Source organism: Chitinophaga rhizophila (assembly GCF_019492185.1).
GTDB classification, from domain to species: domain Bacteria; phylum Bacteroidota; class Bacteroidia; order Chitinophagales; family Chitinophagaceae; genus Chitinophaga; species Chitinophaga rhizophila.
Window position 1 is genome coordinate 449210 of record NZ_JAICCF010000004.1, and the last position, 21099, is coordinate 470308.

The following is a 21099-nucleotide window of genomic DNA, read 5'->3' on the forward strand; positions in this document are numbered from 1 at the left end:
ATGAAATATGCCGACAAAGAGATCCAGGAGATGGAGGAGTTTTTCAGGACAGCTGATTTACCTAAAACAATTGTATTAAGTCCAGGGGTTGTCATTACCGATGTGAATGCGTTTGTATTCAGTCACCTTCAGATAATAAAGTTGAGGCAGGGTGTAGGGATTTTTGAGCCATTTTATGATCGCCTGGCACAGGTGAAGAAGATATTAACACCAGCGGTTCAGGGAGTTAGCTAAATGCTCCCTGCTGCGAGCAGCTTTGCAGAACGGGGTGTCATACCTGTCTGCTTTTTAAAGAAGTTATTGAAATACGCCGGATAGTCGAACCCCAAAGCATAGGCAATATCTGCAATACTCCAGTCTGTATTACGGAGTAATAGTTTAGCTTCAGCAATAATTCGTTCCCTGATATGTACAGTAGTGGCCTTTCCGGTTACATCCCTGACCGCGTGGTTCAGGTGATTAACATGAACAGCCAGGCTTTTTGCGTAATCCCCCGCAGTTTTCAGCTCCAGGGTCCGGGAAGGCGCTGTGATAGGGAATTGTCTTTCAAGTAATTCCAGAAAAGACATGGTGATACGCACGGCAGCACTCGTCTGACGGCTAACAGGTGCAACCGGCTGGATACGCAATGCTTCATGGATCACCAGGTTCACATAATTCTTGATTACGTCAAACCTGTGTATATATGCAGACGCTTCTTCCTCAATCATTTTCTTAAACAGTGTCTCTACAGTTGCATATTGTGTATCGTTGAGGAAGCATACGGGTACAGTACCTATTTTAAATAAAGGAGAGTCCTGAAAGGATAACTGGCTACGCTCATGGATATTCATGAATGCTTCTGTAAACTGGCAATAATAACCCGTCCAGTGGTCTGAGATAGGTTCCCAGCTATAGGGTACCAGTGGATTGGAAAAGATGAGGGCTGGTCTGTCTATCAATACGCCGGTATCAGCATAATGTAGCCTGACCTTTCCGCTGAACAATGTTATTTTATAGAAATCCCTCCGGATATATGGAGTGGCAGCTTTAAACTGATTACTGACTGACTGCACTTTAAAGTTGCCGTTCTCAAGGGTCATTCTGTCACATCCAACTAATCCCTGGCTACTATTTACGTTGGCTTCCATATTATCAAATTTGAGATAAGAATATTCTACTATAAATCTACAGCAAAATAGTCTTACTCAAATGATTTGGAATGGTTTGCATGTCTTTGGAGGCTGAATTATGGGTACTATTTAATAGAATAGTGCCGCTACCGCAGGCCATAGGTCAGGGTGAGGTAGTACATGCCGCCAATCGAAGGACCTCCCAGGAAAGAGTAATAGTACTTATTCAGCAGATTGGAAGCACCTAGTTTTGCCTTACAGCTGATCTTATCAAACAGGTAAGTAACCTGTGCGTCGAGCGTAGCATAGGCATCTACATCTCCATTTACCAGGAAAGACTGCCAGTAATAACTGCTTTGCCATTTCCAGGAAAGACCTGCACCTGCATGTTTGAAGATGCGCTCCTTCGCTACAGATAGGTTTATTGTCCAGGAAGGTGTATTGAAACCGTCTTCCAGGCCATCTTCTTTATCCGACATCCGGAGCTTAGCATAAGTTACATTAGCATTTGCCATGTAACCGCGTTCGGAATAGGTCAGGCCCAGGCTTCCTCCGTAGTTGTTCACTTCCGTCTGTGAATTGGTCCACATACGGTAAGGGCTCTGCTTGTTTCTGGTATATAACGCATAAGGGATGGAGTCTGTGATGGTAGTATTCGGCACATTCATATTTGCCTGGGCAATGAAATTGCTGTATCTGTTGAGGTAAGCTTCTGCATCGATGAAGAACCGGCCATCGTCGAAGAGACCTTTATACCCTATTTCTACAGATTTTACATGTTCGGCTTTGATATAAGTATAGGGATTCTTTTTGAGTAGTCCCGTATTCTTTTCAATTGCTTCCTGCTGTGTCAGGCCACTGTTTACATCGTTTAACACAGATTGCTGGAACGAAGTAATGGAGGATGCCAGCCAGGCATTTTCAAAGATCCCGGAAGACATAGCTGGTAGTCCACCGACACGTTTCACACCACCACTATTCACATTGGAATAGGCTTCAAAGATGCTGGGATAGCGGTAGCCACGTTGATAAGACGCGCGGAAGTGTTGTGTGTTTACCGGTGAATAGACCGCTGTAAAACGGGGTGTAATCATCAGATCGAAGTAATCATTTTTATCACCCCGCATGATTGCACCCAGTTTCAGTTCTCCGTTGAGAAGTGTTTTGGTGACTGATATAAAACCACCGGTTTTGGAGTAATGGATATTGGTATATTCTTTACCTGGCTTGGGGTTAATGAAGTAATTTCCGTCGGGTTCAATGATATAGGTACGATGATCGCCGCCGACCAGTATCTGTAAACCGGCTTTGTCTTTCAGCTCACTTAACAGGTGCTGCGTAATGTCCAACTGTCCTTCAGCATGGATAAAATTTGCTCTTACTTTCAGGGCAGCGCCCATATCCCAGTTATTGATCTGTGCGAGTCTGTTTCGACTATCAATAAATGCTGCTGTTCCAGGTAGTGGCCGTCCTGCATCGGCAGCTACCCGTGCGGCACGATGCGCATCAGGAAGAGTGGTACCGCTACTGAGAGCAGTATTGAAGGCAGCGGAATAGTCTGCGTACCATACGTTATCCGGCTTGTAGCTACGGTCAATATTCTCGGCCATTGAGCGGAGGTTATAGGAATTACCCGTATTCTCTCTGTTCAGGTAAACTTTAAGCTGAACGCTGTTAGACTGGATTTGTATACCATGTTGCTGTACCAGGTAGTCGGCCAGTCTGAACCGGTTTGCCCGTTGATATACATTGTCGAGCAGTGCCATGTGATATAAATAAGTCAGCGTCATGCCTGGTTTAAACTGGTAGTAGATACCGGCATCGGCTTTTATATTACGTAGTCCGTAGTCAACAACGTCTTTTTCATCATAACCGGTGCGGGCTACAACGTAGTTCCGACCTCCCAGTGCAATCGTGCGTCTGTTGGAAGATTCATTTCCGTAGCTGCTTAATGGATCCCGTGCAGGATTGTCACTACCAAGTAGCCCCGTACTTGCATTCGCCTGACCGTTCAGTTCGCGGCGGTCATTAGCAATCCAGTCGTAACCATGATTAAAAGTCCCGTTTAATTTAAAGGCCAGTTTGGGACTGACTACCTTGGCCAAGCGTACGCTTGTTTCTGTATATACCTTTGCATCGCTTTCCCGGTTATCCAGATGTATTAGCGCTGTTTTCTGTTGGATACTAATTCCTTCCGATGTAAAGGGGTTCTTCGTTAAGATATTTGCCAGTCCGTTAACCGTGTTCATACCATATAATGCGGAGGCGATTCCGGGCAGGATTTCTACGTTCGTGACGTCGAGATCTGAAGGGCCAAGGGCGTTGGCGATAGGTCCGCCGATATGGGGAGACTGTACGTCCATACCGTCTACCAATTGAGCGAAGCGTACATTGGTAGTATTGGCGAAACCACGAGCATTGAGCACTTTGAAGCCGAGACTGGGCGTAAGAAGCTGTACACCTTGCAGATGTTCAAGTGCATCGTAAAAGGAAGGGGCAGCTGCGTTCCTGAAATACTGCTCTCCTACTTTCTGGATACTGACAGGAGAACGAAGCAGGCTTTCTCTTGTCCGGGATGCCGAAACAGTTACTTCAGAAAGTATTTTTATGACGGTATCCTGTTTCAATCGGGTAGTATCCTGTGCATAAGCGCCTGTACTGCCAGCGAAGCTAATAACAATGAATAGATGTTTGATCATATTAGTTATCTGTTTCGTTATATAACTCTGTACATAACGATTAGGTAAAAAAGCACATCTTGCTGATGTGCGGTTTATGGGTTGTTACTGTATGCGTTGTGTCTCGTCTTCGAGAAACTTTTTAAACCTGACTCTGAGTTCACGATGGTAGGCAATTAACTGACGGGCTTCTTCTGAGATAGTAGAGCCACCGCCATTATCACCTCCGGTACTAGTTACTACCAATGGGGCGGCAGACATGCCATTGAGGTTATTAATGAGTTCCCAGGCTTTTTTATAAGACATCTTCATCTTTTTGGCCGCCTGGTTAATAGAGCCTGTTTCCTGTATAAATTCGAGCAACTCTACTGGCCCTGGGCCAAAGAAGCGTTTACCATTGCTTTCTAACCAGAGACTACCATTTACCTTTATCACTCCATTGACGAGAATATCTTTAATTGCCTTTTCCATGTTTCAGATGCGGGTTATTCTATTGATCGCTGCTTGATATATGTTTATTCCTGCTACAGTTGAACTTTACCCACGAATGGTAATCATGCTTCTGTTTTCTATCAGTTCAGCGTGCACGTTCTATACTTACCCGTGAACCGTCCACCTGGTTCTTTTGCCTCACTTTTACCCACCAATGGTGATCATGCTCCTGTTTTCTATCAGTTCGGCGTGCACGTCCTGCAGCTTACCAGTGAATTGGCCACCGAGTTCTTTTGCCTTACTTAGTATATTCTGCTGTATCAGTGGCAGAATCTCTTGTCCATTTCTGAGAGCAGTCAACAGATCGGTCTCTCCTTTAGAGAACAGGCAGTTTTTGAGTTTACCATCTGCTGTCAGGCGCATGCGGTTGCAAGTACCACAGAATGGCTCCGTCATGGTACTGATAACTGAAAATGTGCCTGTATGTCCGGGAACAATGAAGCCTTTAGCAGTATCATGGGCCCCTCCTTTCAGGGGCAGGAAGTTGTAGTCGGCGTTGATACTATGCAGTATTTCATCGAGAGACAGGACCTTATTACTGGTCCATCTATTGCCGCTGAAAGGCATGAACTCAATGAAGCGTACGTGTACCGGTGTATGTTTTGTCCAGGCTACAAAGTCATTGATTTCATTGTCATTCAGTCCTTTCATCACCACCACATTGACTTTCACCCGGATGCCTTTACCTAACAACAGGTCAATATTACTTTTCACCTGGTGGAAGATATCTCTTCTGGTAATGAGCATAAACTTGTCTGCCTGGAGGGTATCCAGGCTGATATTGAGTGAGCGGACGCCTGCTTCTTCCAATACATCGGCAAATTCATGCAGTCTAGCACCATTGGTAGTCATGGTAAGTTCTACTGGCAGACGGGAAAGAGAGAGAATAATCCTTGCCGCATCTTTCCGCACCAGAGGTTCTCCGCCGGTAAGTCTGATCTTACGTACACCATTAGCGGTGAAGATCTTTGCTAAAGTGGCTATTTCATCTGCCTGCATAAGCCGGGAAGCGGGTGTGAAGTCATAGTCTTCTTCCGGCATGCAGTAAAAACACCGCAGGTTACAATTATCTGTCAGGGAAATCCGCAGGTAATCATGCACACGGTTATACGAGTCAATTATCATCAGTTTGCAACTTGCCCTGTTAGTAATCGCTGATAATCTTCAGCGGTATCAATATCCAGCGCACCTAATGGAAATGGCACAAGTGCCAGGTCATCAGTAGACTGCTGGAGAATCTTTTTTGCACCCTGCTGCCCTTCGAGGGCAGCAAGTGCTTCGAAATATGTCTTAGTAAAAAGAACGGGAGTACCGGCGGTATTATCATATGTGCAGGCGATAATGCCCTTACCTGCAATCATCTGTTGATCTATGAGTTGTTGTAACAAAGCGGTTGTTACAAACGGCTGATCACAGACCATGATGATTACGCCGGCCAGACCGGGGTGCTTCGAGATGGCTTTCATCCCGGTACTGATAGATGAACCCATACCATCCGCCCAGTTGTCATTTTCTACTATTTCGAGTGCGAATCCGCACAGTTTCTGCATTATCAATGGTGCGTTGGCTCCTGTCACCAGTACAACCGGACTACCAACTGCGGCAATTGCCTGCTCCGCCATTTGGCAGATCAGTGTTTTACCCTGGTACATCAGTAGTTGTTTTGGTTGGCCTAGACGGGATGAGTTACCCGCACCTAAGATGATTACACCGTATTTTTCCATATTCCATACGATTTACAAAGTATGTATCGGCCCGTTTTTCTTTCTGAGAGGGATACCGGTCCTCTCTGAAAGTACGCTTTTTATTTCAGCCGTCACAGACAATGCGATTTCCTCTGCTGTTTCTGCGCCAATGTCAAGTCCAACAGGCCCATGAATGCGGGCACGGTCTTCATCACTGATATGTACGCCTTTGGCCGTCAGCTCATCGAGCATACGTTCGAGCTTTGACCTCGGCCCCAGCGTACCAATGTAAGGTACCTCTTTTTGAAGCAGTAATTCCAGCAGTGCCAGATCATAGTTGTAGTTGTGAGTCATCAGGACGAACACCGTCCGCTCGTCAATACTGACCTTATCCAGCACCTCTTTCGCTTTACTGACTATCACTTTCCGGGCTTCGGGGAATCTCGCAGGAGTAGCATAAAGAGCCCTTCCATCTACGACGGTGGTATGCCATCCCTGTATACCAGCAATTTGTACCAGTGGTATAGCATCGTTACCCGCCCCGGCGATAATTAAAGATACAGGAGGCTTTAATATCTCGACAAAACCATGAAGTGCTGGTTTTTCATCTCCATACTGTTTAACCATACCCTGCTTCCGGCCAAATACCTCCAGTGCATCGTTCACAATGGCTGTTTTCAGCTCGCCCTCTTCCAGACTGCCTGCAAATGTACCTCCTGAGTAGCGGAGACAGGTACCAGGCTGTTGCGCAGCCTGGTTTAACCTGAAAAGAGTTACTAATACTGCGTCCTCACGCTTTTCCAGCACCTGCTCAAGCAGCAGGATGGGATGATGAGGAGACTCCGGGTCAATTGGTTCAAACAGGATGTGAACGATGCCGTTACATCCCAGCTGTACACCGATCCTGGCGTCATCATCATCCGTTGTATCGTATGTGACCAGCTTATTCTGCTGTTGGATAATTGCCAGGAGCGCTCTCCTGAGTGCATCACCTTCCAAACAACCACCGCTGATAGCGCCTGTCATTACACCGTCTTCAGTTACCAGCATTCTGGCACCCGGTCGCCGGTAAGAAGAGCCTTCTACATGTACAACGGTTGCGAGAGCTACTTTTTTACCCGATTGACGAGAGACATTATAGGCACGTATGATATCCTCAATTTCCTTCATACTTATTTGTCAGGCAGATAAGCACCCTTATCCAGCCATGTTTTAAAATGTTTCACAAATTCCGCGCGACTCATAGGCAGATGAGCCAGACCTTCTGCCGGATTCCAGCCGCTACCTACCAGGGAGTCTTTTGCCACATGCTCTATTAACGCTTCATGGTCTTTATGACCATTCTCATTCTTATTCAGCATTGTTTGTGCCAGTTCTCTCGGGGACTTGCCCTGAAACACCATTTTCATATCAGCAGGTGGCAGGTGCCAGTCCGGATTACCCGGTGGCATGTGCAGTCCGGGAGTATTTTGTGGCTGATGGCAATTAGAACATTTCATTGCGTAAAGTCCTTTCCCATCCTTACCACGCTGTACGTTCATCGTATGTATGTGGCTATCGTCTCCCTGTAAAGGCCTGTCGCCAACCGGATGACAATTCATACAACGTGGATGCATCAGCACCTTATAAGCCTGCAGAAAAGCTTTTTTTGAAACAATGCTGTCAGGTTCTGCTGCTTCTGCTGCCGTAAACCGGGCCATGGTTGTTTCTTCTGGCACACGATTATAGGCATCTGTGCGGAAAGATACTACAACCGAGGAAATTGCCGTTATGCCCAGCAGCAGGTAAATCGCTTTCTTTGTATTAATAATCTGATTTTTAGTTGATTGTGCCATAACAACGCTTTAGGTGTAAATAATCGGGGCAGCTTTGCCTAAGCTTTCAGGATGGCCTTATTGAAAGGCAGGTCTCTGAGGCGTTTGCCGGTAGCGGCGAAGTATGCATTGGCAATAGCTGGAGCCACGGGAGGCACACCAGGTTCGCCGACGCCCCCCATTTTGTTGCTGCTATCTACAATATGTACCTCTATTTCTGCCGGTGTATCAAACATCCTTGATACCACGTAATCATTAAAGTTGCCCTGCTGCACGCGACCTTTTTCCAGGGTGATTTCGCCCAGTAATGCGGCAGACACTCCGTAGTTGATACCGCTTTCTATCTGTGCCTTAACTCCGTCAGGATTCACTGCCAGTCCGCAGTCAATTGCATTAATAACCTTATGTACTTTAATCGTACCATCAGTGTTCAGGGAAATTTCAACTACCTGCGCCACAAAGCTGAGGAAAGATTCATGCACCGCTATACCCCGGAATCTTCCTTCCGGTAAAGGTTTGCCCCAATTGGCTTTTTCTGCGACGAGGTTCAGAGCAGCCAAATGACGCGGATGATCTTTCAGTAGCTGCTGGCGATAAACCAGCGGATCTTTACCCGCAGCATGCGCCAATTCGTCGATGGTGGCCTCCATCGCCATAGCAGTGTGGGTATGCCCTACGGAACGCCACCACAATACGGGAACCTCGTTTTTCGGAGAATGAAGGCTGACCAGCCTATCTGGAATTGCATACAGATACGGAGAATCAGAGACTCCTTCGACAGACGCATTATCAATTCCATCTTTGATCATTGATGCGAAGAAGGTTCCATCCATGATAGACTGACCTACAATGGTATGTTTCCATGCGATGGGCATACCATCAGCGTTTAGTCCGACCTTCACATTATGCAGGAAAGCCGGACGATAGAATCCACCTCTCACATCATCTTCACGCGCCCACACCATTTTAACTAACGGCTTACCACTCGCTTTAATAATTTCCGCGGCTTCCCTGACAAAGTCAGATGCAGGCGTTCCTCTTCTGCCGAAACCACCACCGAGAAACACCGTATTTACCCGTACCTGCTCTGGCTTCAATCCCAGCACCTTAGCAGCTGCCTCCTGATCAATACCTGGCATTTGTGTACCACACCAGATTTCACATTTACCGTTGTTCAGCTCAATAGTCACATTTAGCGGTTCCATTGGCGCATGTGCCAGATATGGAAAGGTATACTCAGCTTCTATTGTTTTTACAGCTTTCGCCATGGCACTATCGACGTCACCAGCTTTAGCCGCCGTAGCACCTGGCTTCTTTGCCAGTTCCTTATACTGGGCTGTCATACTACTGGAGTCAACCTGCACCCCTGAACCAAGATCCCAATCCACTTTTAAGGCGGTACAGCCTTTCTTAGCAGCCCAATAGTTATCTGCCAGTACGGCAACACCAGTGGGAATCTGTACTACCTGCTTCACGCCGGGGATTGCCTTTGCTTTCGCAGCATCTACAGACTTTACTTTCGCGCCGAAGACAGGCGCATGTAGAACGGCAGCTGTCAACATACCCGGAAACTGCACATCCATCCCGAACTTGGCCGTACCATTTATCTTAGCCGGCGTATCCAGGCGTTTTACACTCTTGCCGATGTACTTCCAGTCTTTTGCATCCCGCAAAGGGACATCTCCGGGAGCCGGCAATGCAGCTGCCTCGGAAGCCAGTTCTCCGTATGTAGCTGAGTTAGTACCAGCAGTCACCACTCCATCGGCAGTCTTACATTCCGACGGACTGACACCAAACTTTTTGGCCGCAGCTGCCACAAGTAAAGTCCTGGCTGTTGCCCCGGCTTTACGGTATCTATCAAACTCGGACCAGGTAGTACTTGATCCTCCGGTAATTTGCATCCCAAAACTGGTATGATGGTACGGCTTCCAGGCATCTCCATGCTGCACAACCATTTTCTTGACGTCAACATCCAACTCCTCTGCGATCAGCATTGACAAGGTTGTCCATATACCTTGTCCCATCTCAGAGTGTGCCAGATATACAAGTATCTGGTTATCAGCAGTGATGTGCAGATAGGCATTAGGGGCAAAAGCGGCTCCACTTTGTGGCCCTAACATTGCAGATCCCGCGCCACCAAGTTTCTTTGCACCAGGGACCGTGAACGAGATCAGTAGTCCGCTACCCAATACGGCACCAGTCTTCAGAAAGTTACGCCTGCTTGTATTTGTTATCTGGCTCATTGCACCTTACCTCCTTCCCGCTGCATCTGAGCGGCTAAATGAATAGCCTTTCTTATACGGGGATAAGTGCCGCAGCGACATATATTCCCGGACATTGCGGTATCAATGTCTTCATCTGTAGGATTCGGATTTTCTCTCAGTAGTACAGCTGCGGACATAATTTGTCCTGATTGGCAATAACCACATTGCGGTACATCTACTTCCAGCCACGCCTTCTGCAGGTAATTAGTAGGATCGGCAGACAGGCCCTCAATAGTTGTCACTTCCTTGCCGACAGCCCTTGATACCAGTGTTACACATGATCGTACGGCTTCTCTATCTAAATGAACGGTACAGGCGCCACATTGCGCCATTCCGCAACCGAACTTGGTACCAGTTAGTCCCAGCACGTCTCTCAATGCCCATAACAAGGGCATATCAGGGCTGGCGTCCACTGAATACTCTTTCTGGTTGATCTTTAGCTTAACCATAAAGAATTGCTTTTCTGTAAATAATAATCTAAATAGGTTGACTAGCGGCAGGGGGATCATTGATAAAGACTATGAAACCGCAAACGGTGTAATGTAATCACCGCAGGCTCCTGTACGGGTTCTCCTTATCAAATTTGACCTTTGCTTCCTGAAACAATAAACGTTTCATGGCAAATTTAGTTCGAAGGGGCGTTACACAAATTGTAATATTCAAACAGATAACTATAAAAATCAAAGTTTGGATATTGGCAATGGGGTGATTAGTGACGGATTCGTTGTGTGAGCGTGGGAATAACGGCAGGTAGGGAGTTGGAAAAATCAAATTGAAGAATAAAGTGTATACACAACACCATAACTACGCTTTGTGAATGTAATAAGGTTATCCAATCAAATACCTATCAAGGGCATCTTTACTTTCATGTGTACAGCAATTTATATTGAGTTTAAAAGCTATGGAGCAATGACAACAGATGAAAATACTATAATAATTAAATTATGTCAAGATACTATCGCGAATTAAAAATAGAAATACACCCCAGTTTCACGTTGAAGTGCTTCAATAAATAACATTTTAATTTGGCTTAACTTGTCCGTCTTAACTTTAGTACCAAATATTTCACTTGCAATAATTTCCTGTAGTTTTTCCTTGTCCGTTATGCCATCATCTTCATATACATCAATAATGCAGCCAGCAATTCGATTCATCTCTTTAAATACACCAGCATGCCACAATTCACTAAAATCAATGTCGTTCTGCTCAAATACAACTTCTAACAGCTGATGCGGCAGCGCTTCATTATTATCTAATAGAATTTCAGCGTCTTTGTCCTTCGGTACAACTATGCGTCGCATATCGTTTAATCTATGTTATTAAAATGAGTTACTTGGTTATATTCCCTCTTACTTCTACCAATTTGTTTACCATTAACGATCTTGTTATTTGGAATCTTCCCATTTAAATCCAAATAGACTCTTTCGCCACTAATCTTTGTATTTTGAACTCTAAAGTAATTTCCTGAATTATCATAAACAATTTGGATACCCGTTTCTTGGTTTAAATAAAGAGTTTTACCACCAAACTCACCAGCAACCCCCTCTGCGCCTGGTGCAAACTTCTCAATTGCTTCTTTCAAACTCGCTCCTTCCCATTCGCCTGAATACTTAGCTGCCCTACCAGCACCATCCAGCTTCTCGGCCAGTTTCATACCTGTCTGCGTATTCTCGGCTACCTTTGCACCTCTTGAGACGGCCTTGGATGTAAACACCAGCTTTTCTGTTGCTACTGCTGCTGCCCTTAACTCTAAACCTCCTAGTCCAGTAATCGCGCTAAACGGATTCTTCTTCAGTTCATTATAGATCAGCTCAGGGGTAGTATGACCGGTTTCAATCCGGCGTTTGAAGTTATCAATGCCTTTGTTTACTACTCCACGAATGGCATCTATGTTATCACCTCTATTAATAGCGGCCTGCTTTGAAAGATGTTGCAACATAACGTTGAACAGCACCCCGACTCCTTTGAGCAACCCTAAACCGGGGAAGGGCTCATCTCCAAGGAAGTCACTATACCGTACCGGATTATTAAAGTTCGACACATATGGCGACCAAGCCTCCATCTTATCAATCTTAGGATCCAGCTGTTTCCACCTCCCTATCTGTGGATCTAATGTCCGGTAAAAGGCGTCATATTCATTCAGATCAAGGTCAGTATTAAATGTAATACCGTTATACCCTTTTCTGTTGATTGGATATGCAGACCCTTTCAATGCACACGAACTGATTCCGGCCATTGTAAGACCAAACGGATAATAATGCGTCTCTTCTAATAATGGCCCTGTGATATGCTTAACAGTCAGATTATCAAAATATACATCGTGCGCACTTTCATTATTGGTGTAGATGTAAATATATCCATTCTTTTGGATCCTCATTGCTGTTGAAACGATAACTTGCAACACATCCGGTGATTTAGCTATCTGATTGACACCTGCATTCTGATCCACAATATTAAGTTGCTCATCGAAAGCCGCATAACACAGGTATGCCCTGGGCTTGTTGTCCAGAGTCTGAGAAGCATCTTGTCTCTTCAGCAGTTCAGACAGCCCAGCTGCGAAACCTGATGATACAGGCTCAGTACTCAGGCCAAGAGCATCCTTACCTACACCAGTCGGAAGTCCGAAAGCACTAAATAGCGCCCCTATCATTACATCAGGGGTGACATGAGACAGTTTCGCTGCTCCTTGTTTATAAAATGCGTTTACACCTACACTTATGCTATCTCCTGCCATTACCCGCAGAACAAGCGAAGGCCCTATCTTTTGTCCGTTTTCAGCATTCAGCCTTGCGACGTAGTTATTTGAGTCGTTTTTTGCTCCGGCAGGATATCCGACGGGACGTACGGTACGAGTATTGTCAATATTACTAAAAAGGACTGTTTCCACAGCAGCAGTCGCAGGTTCCATTGTAGCCCTGTAGATAGCAATATCTTTTGATGAGCCTAAGACCATCCGTATATTGCCAAGGTTATCTTTCAGGAAATAGTCGAATGTATAGGTAACAGGTTGGCCTGGTCTATAAATGGGTCTGATACGGCCTTCCTCATGTATAATGAACTGTAAGCTATCGTTGTGATATTGGAAGCCATTAATGTAATGAGTGAGGCTTGAATAATTACGACGGACACTGGTGTCTGCTACCATTTTTGCCAGCAGCTCGCCTTTTCCGGCTGCATACAGGTAATGAATGGATGCTTTCTTACCTTTTGCGAACACTATAGCAGGTAATTGCTGATAGTTATACATCACGGTATCTATAGCCTTATTTTTGTCTTTGGCTATGTTTCCATTGGCATCGTACCAGTAATCCTGCACTGCCCTATTGTCTGCTTCTTTAAAATCGCCTAGTGTGCTGGAGGGATCGTTCCGCTTGTCAGTTACATAATTCAACCTGTTACTGTTAGGGAAGTATCCGTATTGAAGACTGTCTATCGTGCAAATATTAAGCCCGTCCAGCCCCACCTGTGTCATAGAAAGTATATTTCCTCCGAAATCGTAGGCTAGTCCGCCGACAGAAAAGTCAACCTTATCGTTAGTCCATTTAATGCTACCTTCATTCTGTTGTGTAAATCCAGCGTATTTTAACTGGTCCGCCTTGTCATAGCTAAATCCATAGGCACGCGCTACCTGATCTGACGCACTCTTCCACTTTACACCCGCAATATTGCCGGAAAACTCTGCATTGTCAAAACCTTGATCGTAACAATATTCCTGACCGAACCATGCAGACTTGCTATCGGTTTTATTGACATAGCTGCCATTAATTGACTTCAGCCAACCACGTATTGTATACTCATAATCAAGTGTTTCCAATTGTTCAGTGGGACTTGTAACATCCAGCCGCTTTTTATCTAACCGGCCCAGTTCATCATAGGTATTAACGGCTATAAGCCTCTGAAGGGCGGGATTGTCGTTAATACGGATCTTTATTGTATCAATCCTTCCCATGGCATCGTAGTGATTCATGGTCAGAACGGTCGTTTGCGGAGTAAGCTTACTTCTCAGATTAGTATGTCGATGATAAGTACTTAAGACTTTTCCACTGAAATCATACAAGGTATTGATAACATCCCTGCCGCCAGCGATGTTACCCGTATTGGTTTGAATAACCCTCCCTTCTTTATCATAATGCATAGTAGATGTGAGAAACTGATCAGTAGCTTCAACCCGGTAACGACGCCCTGTGATTCTGCCCTGAGTCTGCGAGCTTGCAGTTGCCGGCAATGGAATGGCATAAGGATTTGCGCCGCCTGTTACTTTACTTATGTCTGTCGTTACATAAGATTGGCTTTCGGGGAAAGTATAATTGTCATACCACGTATTTGTCAATACCCTGGTCTGCGAGCTGGGTACCAGGGATAGTACATCCCGCTGCCCCGGCATTAGTTCATTTACCTTAGCCTGCAATGTCGCCCTGCTATCCGTAAGATTGACCAGCGCTGTAACCTGTTCACGATTTACCGCGTCGTAAGAGATCACAAACCATTGACCCATACGTTTCATATTACCATCCCTCCGGGCTACCAATCGATCTCGACGATCATATACCAGTTCAATACTATCAGCGCCGGGCACCTTTTGTACGATGAGCCTCAAGCGACTATCATACGTGTAAATGAAACACAACTCTTCGACAATAGCAGCTGAGATAGCCCAGCTACTTTTAATCAGATCGACTGCTTTAGGTGGAATAATGAACTGTAAGTTTCCCACGTCATCATAAACGTAGTATGTACACAACCATCCCGTATGTGCAGGATCTGGCTTATTGGCAAGCTGCGTCTTCTTCAGTATGATACGCCCGTCCAGATCGCGATAAGTAACGGCTATAACTCCTGATTCAGTGCTTGACACTTCTTTGTATAAGGTACCAGGTGCATAGCTAGTCCTAGTCACGGGTAGCAACTCCTGCGCCGCACTCGTCCAGTAACGGACTGCGTCACCTTCACTATTCGTCGCATATTGCTGTGTTACAGGACGGTTTCCACCTTCTTTTGCCCAGCTGTTACCTACGCTCCACGATTGCAGCACCCGGTCTAATGGAGACGCCTCGTATAACGTTTGCGTGTAATAAATACTGTCAGCACCGGTGCCAGGCATCAACTGCGCATTCCTGTAAAACATCTGCTGCGCTTTAAAGGGAGCCGTCTTGAAGACCCCATTCTGATTCCCTGACTGTTGCGCATAGGGCAGATAATTGAATATCTCCCGGCCAAAATCATCATACACATAAGGCGTTACGACATCTTTACCATTCGGACTTCCCTTCCTGTTTATGGTCTGCAATATCCGCCCCAACCCATCAAAATACTGTGTTTCCAGCTTCACTTCACTGGCAGACCTACTGGGGTTTGTTATCCAATTGGTATCAGTCACAGGAGCTAAAGGCACCCAGGTCCGGATACTATTTATTCGGGAGGTAGTATAAGCAGGCGGTAAAATTACCGGCTTTGCAGAAGGAATGCGAGTATCTGCGGGACGATGTTGCGAGAATACGTTAACATATCCCAATACTAATAGACACGAAATGACGAGTATTGCACGCACTGAATGCGTACCAGGTAGACAAATAATGGTATTTAACTGCATATAGTAAGCAGAATGGTGCTAACAATAATTAAAAGTAAAAACGTAGGATCAATAGTATTGGCTGTTTTATATTTCAGACAATAGCATCCACTATTCCACTCTCCCTTTAAAAGGATTGATATATTGTAAGTATAAGCATTGCGGCTTTTAAGTAAACATGCTCAACCACTATCATAAAATGCACTAAGCACAGCTTATGCACTCCCATAAATGAAAAGCACGTAACAAGTATTGCCACGTGCAGCAACTGGCTGACAGGCAGCCGAACTATAGTCTTTAACAACATAACATATGTAGATTGGCGTTAACAACAAATTGGTGAACCAGTAACGGTATAACCACCACTATTGGATACTTATACAAAATTGCAATTCAATAGTCATCAGTATAGCCATGTCTGAGAACCGGAGCTCTCGTAGCCTGCAGTTCAACAGTTACTGGCTGACTTCATACCCTGGCTAACACACCACATGATCTGGTGCATCTATGCCGCCCGTCATTACCTTTTTACACATCAATCAAGTGAGCTTGAGCGTGGCTAGCGCCATTCCTCAACTCCAGATAAAAAAGTGCATCGTATACTGGAGACATAACATATCGCTAAAAGCATATACGTCTGTCCTCTACCATGGAATGCCAGAAGTTCATTTAATTGCTCTCTACTGGAAGAGCATAGGGGCATTCCTCGCAAGCCATATAAACTTCACGGTAATAAGAAGCAATTAAGATGGCTCAATAACCACCCGACGGTACTTTGAAAGCATCTCATAGCCTGCAAAAAAATTTAGGCAATAAATACTAACATTGCACGCAGGATGAAGGCAAGTAATGAAGCTCCGTTCCCCTAAGCACACGACGGCATTCAAAAACAACCCAAGCCCTGCAAAAACAGTCAGACGACAAACAACTAATATCGCAGGCAGTACAGTCACAAGCGATAAACGCTTTTTTGTTAACAAGCTACCGCTGTTTTAAAAGCACTCCATGCCCTGCAGAATGGATAAACTATAAACAACCAATATCGCACCCAACAGCCGCGAGACAGGTAAACAACTACTGGTACAAAACCGCATTAGGAGCAGATTTATACTAACAATAAATTAAAACAATCTGAAACCGGATTAACCTTATAAGTAATGATGTGGTGTCGTCATGGTAACAAATCAATGGTTTATAACAGTACAAAATTAAACAATCCTTTGAAGTAAACGGTTAATGCAAAGTTAACAAAATTAAAAACACCAATCAATATCCCGCATCATGGACGGAAACACTATTGAGTTATACAGTACATAGTACTCGCACCCACTAAAATTTATTTAAACTACTGACCTAGAGGTATAATAACACGAGATGAAAAGATGCTTGTGAAGGCATTTCAAGATCGCTACCCGCCCAAGACTGCATTGTAGATAGTTGCCTGATAAAGTATTGCCAACAATAAAAATACAGTCACAGGCTGCCTCCCATTTTTATCACCGCACTACTTAAAGAGTCAGCAGCAATAATGTCCTGCCCATCCAACATCTGCCGCGCATCCACCCAATATTACATACATCACAGGCCGCCTCCCATTTTTATCACCGCACTATTTATATAGTCCTAACCAGCACCAATAATATCCTGCCCATCCTACGCCTGCCATGCATACTTGCAATGTCATATCATTATCACCACACTACCTATATAGTCCTACCAGCAGCAATAATATCCTGCCCCTGCAACGCCTGCCGCGCATCCTCGCAATACCACATGCATCGTAGACATCTTCCATCATTATCACCGCACTATTTATATAGTCCTAACCAGCACCAATAATATCCTGCCCATCCTACGCCTGCCATGCATACTTGCAATGTCATATCATTATCACCGCACCACTTATTCCGTCCTACCAGCAGCAATAATATCCTGCCCCTGCAACGCCTGCCGCGCATCCTCGCAATGTCCCCTTATGATCACCGCACCACTTATACCGTCCTACCAGCAGCAATAATGTCCTTACCTTCCAGCACCTGTCGCGCGTATCCCTGCAATGTTACATGTATCATAGCCTGCGCCAACTCTTTCATAGTACAAAAACCTCCAGGAAAAAGCCGCCTCCCTAACGGGAACATCCAATTGATATACTTATAAAACGCATGTACATGCCGCTGCCCTTCTACCTTCCTGATAAATCCCGGCCTGAACGCATATACGGCCTTAAACGGTAACTGCATCAGATCATTCTCTGTCTTCCCTTTTACTCTCGCCCAATGCAGACGGCCACTCTCGCTTGTATCTGTTCCGCCGCCTGACACATAACAAAATGTCATGTCAGGGTTCTCCTCGCTAAGCACGCCCGCTACATGCATCGTCAATGTGTACGTCAGCCGGTAATAGGTATCCTTATTCATTCCAACTGACGATACTCCAAGACAGAAATAGCAGGCATTATACCCTGCCAACTGGCTCCTGATGGGTTCAATATCCTCAAAATCCCGGTGAATGATCTCTTTTAACTTTGAATGTACCACCCCGCATGGCTTGCGATTGATTACTAATACGGATGCTACCTTATCACTCGCAAGGCACTCCAGTAATACACCCTCGCCCACCATACCAGTGGATCCTGTAATTATAGCGTTGATTTTCATTATTAACAATATACTATATTATACGCCTTATCAGACGAATCAGGCCATTAAATATTGCATACAGCAGGAAAATACTCAACATGTCCTGACACGCTCGCGGACATCCATTTCCATATACCTATGTAACCAAAGGACAACAATACATGCTTACCTGTCTATCACCCCGGCAATATCCTCTACCTCCAACTGCCTTACTCGCACCCAATCAGCTATATCGCCCTCGAACATTATCAGCCTTGCAACCAGCACTAAAGTTCGCTAACACCTATTACTTTAACACCACCTCCCGGAAACAACATGTTGCAACTCCTTCTATCACCTGGGCAGAAATCAAACTTATAGCCCTCCCTCTAACAAATTCCCCTACCAACTCCTCCTCCGCACCGCCCATCACCTCTACACCTGCCCATAAGCTGAAACCCCACAATCTTTGTTATATTTGACTATGATCCCTGCCAAAACCACGAAGACTATCCTCTATTTCATCCTGTTCCTCCTCACTATTCCCCTCGGTCTCGCTACCAGGCGCTACACCCACTATTTTCCGTCAATTGTCAGTATATACGGTGGTGATGTATTATATGCCGCCTGCCTCTTCTTCCTCCTTCGTTTCCTTTTCCCCGCTACTGAATTACTGAAGATCGGTGTGATCTGCTACCTGGGCTGTATCGTTATAGAGCTGTTGCAACTATACAAAGCCCCTTGGATAGTAGCCCTCAGACATACCTTCCCCTTCGGCCTGATCCTCGGATTTGACTTCGCCCTTAGCGACTGCATCTGCTACCTGGCCGGATGTATTCTGGCGCTTGCCGTCGGGTGGGTACTGGAACGCCGGCTGCCTGCGCATTAAACGACTTTCATATATTCATCTAAATGCCTATTTTACCTGCTCTTCAACTTTGTTTAACTCATTGTTATGAAACTATTTAAAAGCAGCACGTTATTACTCCTATCGTCCATGGCTCTACTTCCATTACACGGCTGGTGCCAGGGCTTCCTCTCTGCCAAAGGCCCGAAGATCGTTAATGAAAAAGGTGAAAATGTACTATTGAGGGGTATCGGATTAGGTGGCTGGATGCTGCAGGAAGGCTATATGTTGCGCGTAAACGGTGCCGGACAACAACATAAAATCCGCGCGGGCATCGAAAGTCTGGTTGGAACCGCTAAGACAGCCGAATTTTACAACGCCTGGCTGGATAACCACACTACCAAAGCAGACATCGACTCTATGAAGGCATGGGGCTTCAACTCTGTTCGTTTGCCCATGCACTTTAATCTGTATACGTTGCCGTCAGATAAAGAGCCTGTTGCCGGACAAAACACCTGGCTGGAAAAAGGGTTTGCAATGACTGACAGCCTCCTGGCCTGGTGTAAGGCTAATGGCCTGTATCTCATATTGGACCTCCACGCTGCACCCGGCGGACAAGGCAATGACCTCAACATCTCAGACCGGGACGGGACCAAACCTTCCCTCTGGGAAAATGAAGCAGACCAGCAGAAAACAATCGCTCTCTGGCGGAAACTGGCCGACCGTTATAAAGATGAACCCTATATAGGCGCTTACGATATCATCAATGAGCCTAACTATGGCTTTGAAGACCCCGAAGGAGATAAAAACGGTCTTAAAGAACAAAACAACGTTCCCCTGAAGCGCCTGATGCAGGAGATTACCAAGGCGATCCGAGAGGTAGATACCCGTCATATCATCATCATTGAAGGCAACGGCTGGGGTAACAACTACAACGGCATACTGCCGCCCTGGGATAAAAACATGGTGCTTAGCTTCCATAAGTACTGGAACCTGAATGACACTAAATCCATACAGCACATCCTGGACTTCCGGCAGCGCTACAACATTCCCGTATGGCTGGGTGAAACCGGGGAAAACTCAAACGTCTGGTTCACGGAAGCTATCCGGCTGTTTGAGAAAAACAATATCGGATGGTCCTGGTGGCCCCTTAAGAAATTAGGTGCTAACAACCCACTGGAGATCCCTGCCAATGACAAATATATGCGGGTGATCGATTATATCAGTGGTAAAGGCAGTGCTCCCACTGCTGACGTGGCCTTCGACGGACTGATGGAAGTAGCCCTTGCCACTAATATCAGGCGTAATATCCTTCATCGTGATGTGATTGACGCCATGATCCGCCAGCCGTTCAGTAACAAAACACTCCCTTTTAAACCTAACCTGATCAACAATAAAGGCGAAATCAAAGCTGTCGATTATGACCTCGGCGCGTTACGGGCGGCATACTTCGATACAGACACCGCTAACTACCGCATCTCTAATCCTAAATGGACAGGTGGCAACAGCGGCAGGGTTTACCGCAATGATGGTGTCGATATTAAAGCTGATCCTAATGAAACGGATAGCTATTTCGTGACGGATATTGCTACCGGAGAATGGCTGCAATATACTACCAACATCCTGCTGAAAGGCCAATACAACATCTCAGTTATCGCGGCACCTGGAAAAACGGCCGGCAAACTGGCACTAAGCATAGGCGGTAAACCAATCGGGAAAGTGACTGTTACACCGGCAAAAGACAACAGTACTCAGACCTGGCAAACCTATACCATTAACAACATTCCACTGCAGAAAGGGTCGCAGGTAATGAAAGTAGTCGTAGAAAATGGTGGGATGGAACTGAAGAGTATCAGATTTGAAAAGATACCCGGACGCTGATAAGAACCGGGAATAAGGAATGAAGGTAGTGCGGCTCACTATCTCAAATAGCTGTTTATCCCTGAAATACAAATAGCTGTATTTCAGGGATAGATAGCTATTACCCAGGGGAACACCTCCTTATTCCTCATTCCCGACC

The 21099-nt window shown here is 45.6% G+C and carries 15 protein-coding genes; 3 read left to right on the plus strand and 12 right to left on the minus strand.

The annotated features are described in order from the left end of the window. Positions 1–234, plus strand: coding sequence for a DUF6965 family protein (locus K1Y79_RS21885; protein WP_220252328.1), 234 nt, complete (start codon positions 1–3; stop codon positions 232–234). Here K1Y79_RS21885 and K1Y79_RS21890 read toward each other — a convergent pair. The 12 genes from K1Y79_RS21890 to K1Y79_RS21945 form a co-directional block, all read right to left on the minus strand. Beyond that, entirely contained in the window at positions 231–1130 is a 900-nt protein-coding gene (locus K1Y79_RS21890) for a helix-turn-helix domain-containing protein (RefSeq protein WP_220252329.1), read from the minus strand. The two genes, K1Y79_RS21885 and K1Y79_RS21890, sit on opposite strands and share 4 nt — an antisense overlap. A gap of 128 nt (positions 1131–1258) precedes the next feature. Next, positions 1259–3811 (minus strand): TonB-dependent receptor, encoded by a 2553-nt coding sequence (locus K1Y79_RS21895; protein ID WP_220252330.1) that lies wholly within the window; start codon positions 3809–3811, stop codon positions 1259–1261. Between the two features lie 84 nt (positions 3812–3895). Further along, complete coding sequence (locus K1Y79_RS21900; protein ID WP_220252331.1) at positions 3896–4261, minus strand: winged helix-turn-helix domain-containing protein; 366 nt, start codon at positions 4259–4261, stop codon at positions 3896–3898. A gap of 165 nt (positions 4262–4426) precedes the next feature. After that, positions 4427–5407 carry a GTP 3',8-cyclase MoaA gene (gene moaA / locus K1Y79_RS21905; RefSeq protein WP_220252332.1) on the minus strand — a complete coding sequence of 327 codons (981 nt, stop codon included), beginning with the start codon at positions 5405–5407 and terminating at the stop codon, positions 4427–4429. Beyond that, on the minus strand, positions 5407–6006 hold the full coding sequence (locus K1Y79_RS21910; protein ID WP_220252333.1) for a nucleotidyltransferase family protein: 600 nt from the start codon (positions 6004–6006) through the stop codon (positions 5407–5409). Before K1Y79_RS21910 ends, moaA begins: the two co-directional genes overlap by 1 nt. A gap of 12 nt (positions 6007–6018) precedes the next feature. After that, entirely contained in the window at positions 6019–7137 is a 1119-nt protein-coding gene (locus K1Y79_RS21915) for an XdhC family protein (RefSeq protein ID WP_220252334.1), read from the minus strand. 2 nt (positions 7138–7139) lie between these two features. Continuing rightward, positions 7140–7802 carry a hypothetical protein gene (locus tag K1Y79_RS21920; RefSeq protein WP_220252335.1) on the minus strand — a complete coding sequence of 221 codons (663 nt, stop codon included), beginning with the start codon at positions 7800–7802 and terminating at the stop codon, positions 7140–7142. Positions 7803–7840: 38 nt separating this feature from the next. Continuing rightward, positions 7841–10024, minus strand: coding sequence for a xanthine dehydrogenase family protein molybdopterin-binding subunit (locus K1Y79_RS21925; RefSeq protein ID WP_220252336.1), 2184 nt, complete (start codon positions 10022–10024; stop codon positions 7841–7843). Then, the gene (locus K1Y79_RS21930) at positions 10021–10494 is read right to left on the minus strand and encodes a (2Fe-2S)-binding protein (RefSeq protein WP_220252337.1); all 474 of its coding nucleotides are present in this window, start codon (positions 10492–10494) and stop codon (positions 10021–10023) included. Before K1Y79_RS21930 ends, K1Y79_RS21925 begins: the two co-directional genes overlap by 4 nt. Before the next feature lie 516 nt (positions 10495–11010). Continuing rightward, positions 11011–11346: a hypothetical protein gene (locus K1Y79_RS21935; protein ID WP_220252338.1), complete on the minus strand. Its 336-nt coding sequence runs from the start codon at positions 11344–11346 to the stop codon at positions 11011–11013. A gap of 5 nt (positions 11347–11351) precedes the next feature. Then, positions 11352–15437: a DUF6443 domain-containing protein gene (locus tag K1Y79_RS21940; protein WP_220252339.1), complete on the minus strand. Its 4086-nt coding sequence runs from the start codon at positions 15435–15437 to the stop codon at positions 11352–11354. Positions 15438–17605: 2168 nt separating this feature from the next. Then, positions 17606–18271, minus strand: a complete 666-nt coding sequence (locus K1Y79_RS21945) for a Rossmann-fold NAD(P)-binding domain-containing protein (RefSeq protein ID WP_220252340.1) — start codon at positions 18269–18271, stop codon at positions 17606–17608. A 445-nt stretch (positions 18272–18716) separates the two neighbouring features. Between K1Y79_RS21945 and K1Y79_RS21950 the strand changes: the two genes are divergently transcribed. Together K1Y79_RS21950 and K1Y79_RS21955 are read left to right on the plus strand one after the other, a co-directional pair. Continuing rightward, positions 18717–19121: a ribosomal maturation YjgA family protein gene (locus K1Y79_RS21950; protein WP_220252341.1), complete on the plus strand. Its 405-nt coding sequence runs from the start codon at positions 18717–18719 to the stop codon at positions 19119–19121. A gap of 66 nt (positions 19122–19187) precedes the next feature. After that, entirely contained in the window at positions 19188–20960 is a 1773-nt protein-coding gene (locus K1Y79_RS21955; RefSeq protein WP_220252342.1) for a cellulase family glycosylhydrolase, read from the plus strand. The last annotated feature ends 139 nt before the right edge of the window (positions 20961–21099 follow it).